This is a genomic window from Spirochaetales bacterium (assembly GCA_016930085.1).
Classification (GTDB): Bacteria; Spirochaetota; Spirochaetia; order SZUA-6; family JAFGRV01; genus JAFGHO01.
In genome coordinates, this window is record JAFGHO010000130.1 from 20,297 (window position 1) to 27,534 (window position 7,238).

At 46.1% G+C, this 7,238-nt stretch carries 8 protein-coding genes; 1 reads left to right on the forward strand and 7 read right to left on the reverse strand.

Going from position 1 to position 7,238, the window contains the following annotated elements; all coding sequences use genetic code 11:
• Positions 1 to 13 precede the first annotated feature (13 nt).
• Positions 14 to 319, reverse strand: coding sequence for a hypothetical protein (locus JW881_21740; protein ID MBN1700149.1), 306 nt, complete (start codon positions 317 to 319; stop codon positions 14 to 16).
• Positions 320 to 412: 93 nt separating this feature from the next.
• Between JW881_21740 and JW881_21745 the strand changes: the two genes are divergently transcribed.
• On the forward strand, positions 413 to 985 hold the full coding sequence (locus JW881_21745; GenBank protein ID MBN1700150.1) for a hypothetical protein: 573 nt from the start codon (positions 413 to 415) through the stop codon (positions 983 to 985).
• Between the two features lie 59 nt (positions 986 to 1,044).
• On the opposite strand, the gene JW881_21750 is transcribed toward JW881_21745, so the two are convergent.
• The 6 genes from JW881_21750 to JW881_21775 form a co-directional block, all read right to left on the reverse strand.
• Positions 1,045 to 2,520, reverse strand: coding sequence for a leucine-rich repeat domain-containing protein (locus JW881_21750; protein MBN1700151.1), 1,476 nt, complete (start codon positions 2,518 to 2,520; stop codon positions 1,045 to 1,047).
• Between the two features lie 132 nt (positions 2,521 to 2,652).
• The gene (locus JW881_21755; protein MBN1700152.1) at positions 2,653 to 3,918 is read right to left on the reverse strand and encodes a dockerin type I repeat-containing protein; all 1,266 of its coding nucleotides are present in this window, start codon (positions 3,916 to 3,918) and stop codon (positions 2,653 to 2,655) included.
• 271 nt (positions 3,919 to 4,189) lie between these two features.
• A complete protein-coding gene (locus JW881_21760; GenBank protein ID MBN1700153.1) occupies positions 4,190 to 5,482 on the reverse strand; it encodes a hypothetical protein in 1,293 nt (430 codons plus the stop codon).
• A gap of 241 nt (positions 5,483 to 5,723) precedes the next feature.
• Positions 5,724 to 5,909: a hypothetical protein gene (locus JW881_21765; GenBank protein MBN1700154.1), complete on the reverse strand. Its 186-nt coding sequence runs from the start codon at positions 5,907 to 5,909 to the stop codon at positions 5,724 to 5,726.
• 152 nt (positions 5,910 to 6,061) lie between these two features.
• Positions 6,062 to 6,763, reverse strand: a complete 702-nt coding sequence (locus JW881_21770) for a TraB/GumN family protein (GenBank protein ID MBN1700155.1) — start codon at positions 6,761 to 6,763, stop codon at positions 6,062 to 6,064.
• 249 nt (positions 6,764 to 7,012) lie between these two features.
• Positions 7,013 to 7,238, reverse strand: a 226-nt coding sequence (locus JW881_21775) for a dockerin type I repeat-containing protein (GenBank protein MBN1700156.1), incomplete at its 5' end; no start/stop codon positions are given.

A 7,238-nucleotide genomic window follows, 5' to 3' on the forward strand; every position in this document is an offset into this window, starting at 1 on the left:
AAAAAAAAAGCTTTCACCCGAAGAGAAAGCGCTTCGGATTATCATGACCTAGCTTCATCATCACCGTGGGATCTGCTTCTCCGAACCGCGACAGGGTTTTGAGATAGTGATTGTTGGAACGATCTTTGAGCAGGCAGAGAAAGAAATCGGACCCGAATAAAATCCTGTCGAACAATCCGCTTCGCCCCGACCGTTTCGAATATCGGGTTATCCGTTTTGCCAGTCCGCGGTAATATCCCGGCCCGGAAGCCCAGAAAGCCGTATCTGCGATTACAGCGATTCGCGATCGATCTGGTTTAACGTCTTTTTCGGTTACCATCAGATATATCTTCCGATTACGCGGCAACGGGGTGTACCGTTCGGATACAAAAAAAGCGCGGCGGGGCCCGAATTCGAGGTCAATGCAGAAGAAATGCTTCGCATCGGAAAAGCCGACTGGAATTACTTTTCAAACTATGTCTACGGTGTTCAGGGTGAAATCGTGGAACAATACGATACCACCGGAAACTCCGGCGGACACGAAACGGAAACGGTCGGCAAGATCTCGATCGGAACGAAAATGTGGGACGTTGTCGTTCTCGAGTATATCGAAGTCGTCAGTACGTATTGTCCGAAAAGCGAACGGACATCACGTCTTAAGATGAACTCCGCCTATTATACCCCACTCTGGCAGAACAGGTTAAACCCGTACGGTGTTTATCCCGAAAAATCAGTCATCATTCCCGCACCGGATCATCGACAACGCGAACCCTTTTTCCCGGTCAGAATGAAAGCGAAGATACTGAGTACGTATAAAAAGGAATATGACGGCGAGTTCGGATATGATGTCTACCGGACATTCATGTTCGGAGGGACGATATGCGAAGCCTATCACGATAAAAAGGAAAACGAACGCTTTCTCGAAGCGCAGATGAAGGCGTTAAAAAAAGTTATATACCGCCATTTCCGCGACATCGGTTTTTCGGATGAATCTCCGGCATCGTAAAACGGTCCGCTTCCCGTTTTTACATTGGTTATTCCGATATGTAGCCCCTCAAGACCGTCTCAATATCTGATAAAAGCGTCGGGAAATGCCGCATCGAGCGCCTGGTAATCTTCTTCCGAAATCGGATTATTCCTCATATAAATCGACTGCAGAGCGGGACACCGAAACAACGCACTGATGTCGCTCACGTTATTATTCTCGAAATGAATCTCTTTCAACAGCGGCAGATCTGAAACCGCGCCGATATCCTCCAACTCATTCTCATTCAGATTCAGGTAAGTCAATTTTGTCAGGCCGCCTATGACCGATATATCACTGACCGCGTTTCCATGCAGCCAGAGTTCGGAAAGATTTTCGAGACCGGCAAGAGGACCGATGTCCGATATCGCGTTGTTGCCCAACTGGAGAAGGAGAAGATTCCTCAGCAATTCAAGCGGCGTAATGTCTTCGATTTCGTTATCGAAGAGGTATAATTCGGTCAACCCGTCGAGTCCCGATAACGGGGTGAGATCGGAAATCGAATTGTCCCCCAGATAAAGAACACTCAATTGCTTCAGGCCCGCAAGGGGACCCAGATCCGTGATCTGATTGTAACTTAATCTGAGATCGGTAATCGAGGTACAATACTCGAGTCCGGTAATGTCCGAGATTTCCCGTCGGTAAAAGTAGTTACTTGTCAACGCTTCGAGCTCGCTCCGCGGAATGGGTTCGCCAGCAGGAAGCATGCAGGTAGTCCGGATTGCCTGGGCAAGATTTTCATCCGGGACATCTATCGTCTCAGGTGTCGGGGTGGGGTCTCCTCCCGGTACCGGGGTCGGGTCCTGTGCCGGATGGGGGGTGCCCGAAAAAGGAAGCGGTCCGATCAGTCCCACGTAGTATTGAGCGATGAGGAGAGCGTCAACGATGTCGATATTCCCGTTCCCGTTCACGTCCGCCACACCGGTATCGATGGGGGTTTCCGTGACGAACATGGTATAGTATTTCGCGACAAGCAGGGCATCGATGATGTTCACCTCCCCGCTCTGGTTCACATCGCCGGCGATCCCGTTGCTTCCGATTGTCAGGCATCCGTTTATTGCACGCGGTGTTCCGATCGTGTCGGTATTTGCATCACTGAGATCATTGATTTTTAGTGTTACAAGACTCACCCCATTTTCAAGCGCGGTGCAGTGGACGTTAAGAAGATGGAGACTCGTACCTGGTCCCACACCACTCGTATCAAAACCCTGACAGATAAAATAATCGGTACCCGGTGATGCGACGGAGAGAAATCCGGCAGGTCCCGCGACGATTCCGTAGTACGCCTCATCAAGATGATACATTTCGTAATACCTGAAGTCCAGGTGAATTTCTATACCATAGGCTGCAAGCATCTGGCTGCCGGTATTCACGCGAATCTCGAAAACAAAGTGATCTCCCACCTCGATCCCGTCCGGAATAACACACCAGACATCCCCCGGATTTTCCTGGGCCGTGAGGATAAAGGGGAGAAGGATCAATACAAGTAACATCGATAGTTTTATGGTTTTATGCATGACGGTTTCCTTTCTTTTTTATCCCGATTATCAAAGCTATGTATTATAACCGATTTATAATAAAAACATGACATATAGCTGTCGTCCTTACGGGTAGGATCGGACGTTATAATGCGATGGCGTTATGTACGGTCAGTTGCAGGAAACATTCACCGAACTCCCCGAGCTGTCTCCTGTGATCGCCCAGCATCCGTTGGCATTGTTTGAGACCGTTCCGCCGTTCACATGTGTATTTGTCGAATCCTGTATCCATATACCGATATCCGTACAATCGGCAATATCGACGCTGTCGATCGTACAATCGGTACTTCCGGAAACACTGAAAAAACCTCGACCGCATCCCCGCGCGTATACCCTGTTCACCCTGATGTTCGGTCCATTGCTGTTCGCGCACCTGAACGCGGCATACCCGCCGCCAGGACAGCACCTGATACCGTTCACGGTTCCGACCGTCGCGTTTCTCGAATTGTTCAACAGCACACCGCAATACGCGACATCGGTCGCGTTCACGGTCCCGATCTCGATCCCGTCGACCCCGTAGGTCTCAAAAGCGTGATTGCCCGCACCCGTGATGTTGATATTGTCGGCGCTCAAATCCCTCGACCACCCGCCCTTGCTGTCATCCACACGAATACCCAATCCACCCGACAGGTTCATGGTAATCGAATGAATATCGATACCGCTGCATGTCCGGAACCAAATCCCGTAACGAGGGTTGCCCGTAACGACCAGGTTGCGAACCGCGATATTGCTTTTATTATCGGCCTGGACACAGACGATATATTCGTCCCCGTTACAGTTTACCGTATTCCCGTGAAAATCTAGCGTTATATTGTTTGAGGGTTTTATCGCATAAATATCGCCGGTTCCCGGCCCGGAATCCCCGGAACTCCTTATATTCACCGTTCCAGAACCGAGCCCGTTAATGCACGCATTGACCGCATCGAACATTTTGTTCCCAGTATAGACACTGGACCCGTTCACCGTCGCGTTCCATGTGCTTCCGCTTTTCGTCACCTCCCCGCCGCCGCTACCGCCCGTCGACGTCGTCGTTGTAGTGGTGGTGGTCGTTACCACCTGCGTCGGGACCGGTGTCGGGGGATTTGTCTGTGCCCCCGGGAACTGATTGATGATTCCCACATAATACTGGGCCACGAGAAGGGCGTCGACGATGGTGATACTCCCGCTTGCATCGACATCCGCCGCCTGAGTGTAAAAGGGCGATGGATTCATCTGTACCGAATATTGCGCAACGGCAAGCGCATCGACAATATTGACCGTTCCGTCATTGTTCACATCACCGAGTGTCTGTGTATGTGAAGTTATGGCCGACGATATCATCAGGAAACAGACAAACACATATACCTCAACCACCCTGCATCTTTTTTTTCTTTTCATCCGAACCTCCATTTTTATTATGATTCATAAACAATACACAATATATACCCTGTCAAGTGTATCATTGAATCTTTTATCGGACAATAAGATGATTTCTCGATTCAGACCGGGCAAAGACTCCTATACATCTATAAGAGCATCCACCTCCTAGAAAGATGCGATGCCTATGTATATCTATTGTTTTGTATATTCTATTTATGTAATAAGATCAGGCAACGATGATACATCGCCGGATAATATCTCCAGCGTCGATTATACCGGTTATATGAGATTATTCAATTACAAGCTTGTTTTCGATAAAATCGAGAAAGACTGTTTTTGACCTCTCATAGATCGATTTGCAGGAATCGAGAAGAATGATATATATGATTGGTTCCTCAAGCCGTATATACTGCTTATTTACAACATAATAGCGAGTATCTTCTTCTCCTTCATCGCTTTCGATAACACGCGGTTTTTCAATCATAATACCGGGCCACTGCGGTCGTTCTCTCTTCAGTGCGACGACAATCGTCCGTGCCCCCCCCTGCTCGGCATAGACATCGCTAGAAACCGCTTCCAATATCGTCGCTCCCTGTAATGAAACATTAATATCTGATTTTTTATACCCCTTTGCCTTTGAAAATGATCTGGAAAGCACAAAGTCAAGGTCTATTGTCTCGGAAGCAACAAACATCAGAATCGAAATACTATAGTGGACTTCTGAATCGCCCAGTCCTTTTTCGGGCCCTAAAAGAACATAGAAATAGGATTTGGAATCCTTCAATCCCATGAGTTTCAGATCTTCCCATTCCTCGTCGAACTCAATCGAAATCCCCAATAGCTTGCTTTGAAGAAATAGCCATTGCTCGGGTATGTACCGATAAAAATCCCAGACATCTTTATCCTCCAGATCAGCATCACCTCCGATAGTCACGAAAGTATTTTCCAATTGGCCTCCCATTGTTTTTTCAAAATCGGAGGTATGCCCAAATAGTTCCCCTGCATATGATGAGGCCATCCTTGCATTCCCCGGCATCATCGCCATAAGTGAAAATTTCGCATAATCGTCCCAGAAATACGGAGAAATATCGTTATAACAGCGTGAAAGGAAAACGGCCCTGTATTCTTTCCATGCTTCCACCGGAGAATTCGCATTGAAATAATGATTTGCCAGTATCCATCCCGGTCTGTAATCCTTCCCGTTCAGTGCCTTTGCCTTTTGTATTGTTTCTCCGACACTCTCGAAGAAATCCCCTATATCGAGGTTGTATTGATAATGCTCGAGTAGTGCCTTGAGAAGAAGAATCTCCATATTGCTTTTATACTTTTCTGCAAGCACACAAACCGTTTTATAAAAACGCTGGAGGAAAGCGGTAACCTCTTCTTTATCAACGTCGTATTTCCATTCCGGAGTCCAGCTTATTGTCATATACTCGTACTCGACAAGTTTGCTGCAGGACGACTTAATCGAATAAAATTCGGGCAGATATTGAAAATAAATGGCATTCGTGTTTCCGAAGCAAAATGGTAATACGAAAAAAACCACACCTGCCGAAAAAAGGATATGCAATCTTTTTTTCATCGTCATGCCATCAATAATACTGTATTCATCATCAGAAATCAATATCATTCATACTATCTGTTTTAATAATGAAAACAGTAAAGCAAAAAAATAGGCAAAATGAAATCATTTTGCCTATTCAAGGGGAACCCTTGCCTTGAAGAAACCTTACCTGCTATATCTTTTCAGGAGTAAGATCGACAGGTATCAAAAATCAAACACCCATGTGTACCACAAAACGGGAGAGTAAGGCGATAAAAAATCAGATGTCTCTGTCTTTTACCGTCTTCCTTTTATCGTCTTTTGCATTCTGAATAGCCTGATCACAAATCTCTCTCACTTTGTCTGAAAGAGCTTCTATTGCAGAAGCCGAGGTGTTGAACCCCCCCTTTTTCTTAATATAAGCCTTGACTTTTGATGTAACAACTAACACTTCCTTATTAGCCATTACTACCTCCATATAAAGTATTTGGCCCAATTATACTGGCATTTTGATGATTTAATCAAGAAAAAAAATAAAAATATTATAAAAAAGGGTGTGAAATAATAAAAAATCGTGAAAAATCGGCTTTTTCTGTACCTGTAAGGCATGAAACAACCTTATTTCTCCGTTTCAAGGTACGCGGCGACACCTTCGCAGTGCCCCGCACCGATAACAGCCAGAAAAGCCGCATCCGGCATTACCTGCTGCTGAAGCTTTATTTTCTCTGCCATATAACGGTTTCGCTCTTCAATCACGACTTTATAAAAACTCGGAAGAATATGTTTCATTCGTTCGTTTGCCTTTTTAATTAATTCGGGTGGTGGAACGTCATGCAGGTTAATGCCCTTGAACAGATCGCTATCGGGATGAAGGATATCGTCGACGGTCATGATAAACAGCTTTGGACCGATCGACAGAAACTCCTCTATAGTGAAAGCCTGTGAAAACCGCTGTAATGTCGTTTCCGCGGTCTGATCGATAAATACGAGTTTTTTATTATGCTGTTTCGCATAATTGACGGCGGTCAGCATATCGTGTCCCGGTTTCAGATTCAGAAGAAATGCAATAATCCGCTGTACCGCGGAAATAATAACTGAAAGCACAAAGCCTGGAATCCCGAGTCTGTCCACCATACGGGTCATCTCGTCCACGGAAAAGCCGACATCCCCCCTCATCATCTGCTCGTATCGTTTTTCATCGAGTTCCACACAAATAATATCAACGGGATTATTGTCGCAATATTCTTTTATCTCGTCCGCGCTTTTTTCGGAAACGTGCGAGGTTCCTATAAGCGTAACGTTTCCTATTGTCATTTTCATACTGTTTCCTTTCCCCCTATAATATAGACTAAATTGACGGATTAAAACATACGTTGATACCATTTATTTGCCGTCATGGTGAGGAATATTTACCCTGGACAATCGGATAATGCATAATATCGATACCGGGATACGGATATAAAAAAGAGACGGGGCGTGAGGTACGAAAAAGAACGGCGTCATTGAAGGAAACGGTGAGACACGGAAGCGATCGTATCTCACCAATGTTATCCCTTTTTCAAGCCAACCCTAGCAGAACTCAGCAATGAGTCCGACATAATACCTGGCAATCAAAAGGGCATCGACAATGTCGACATTCCCGTTACAATTTGCATCCGCATTCGATGCATTGAAATTCGCAGGGTCAAGACCGACATAATACTGGGCCACGAGTAATGCGTCGACAATATCGATACTTCCGTTTGAGTTCACATCACCGATATATTCCGTTCCCGGCGGAGTAGTCGGCGTTGCC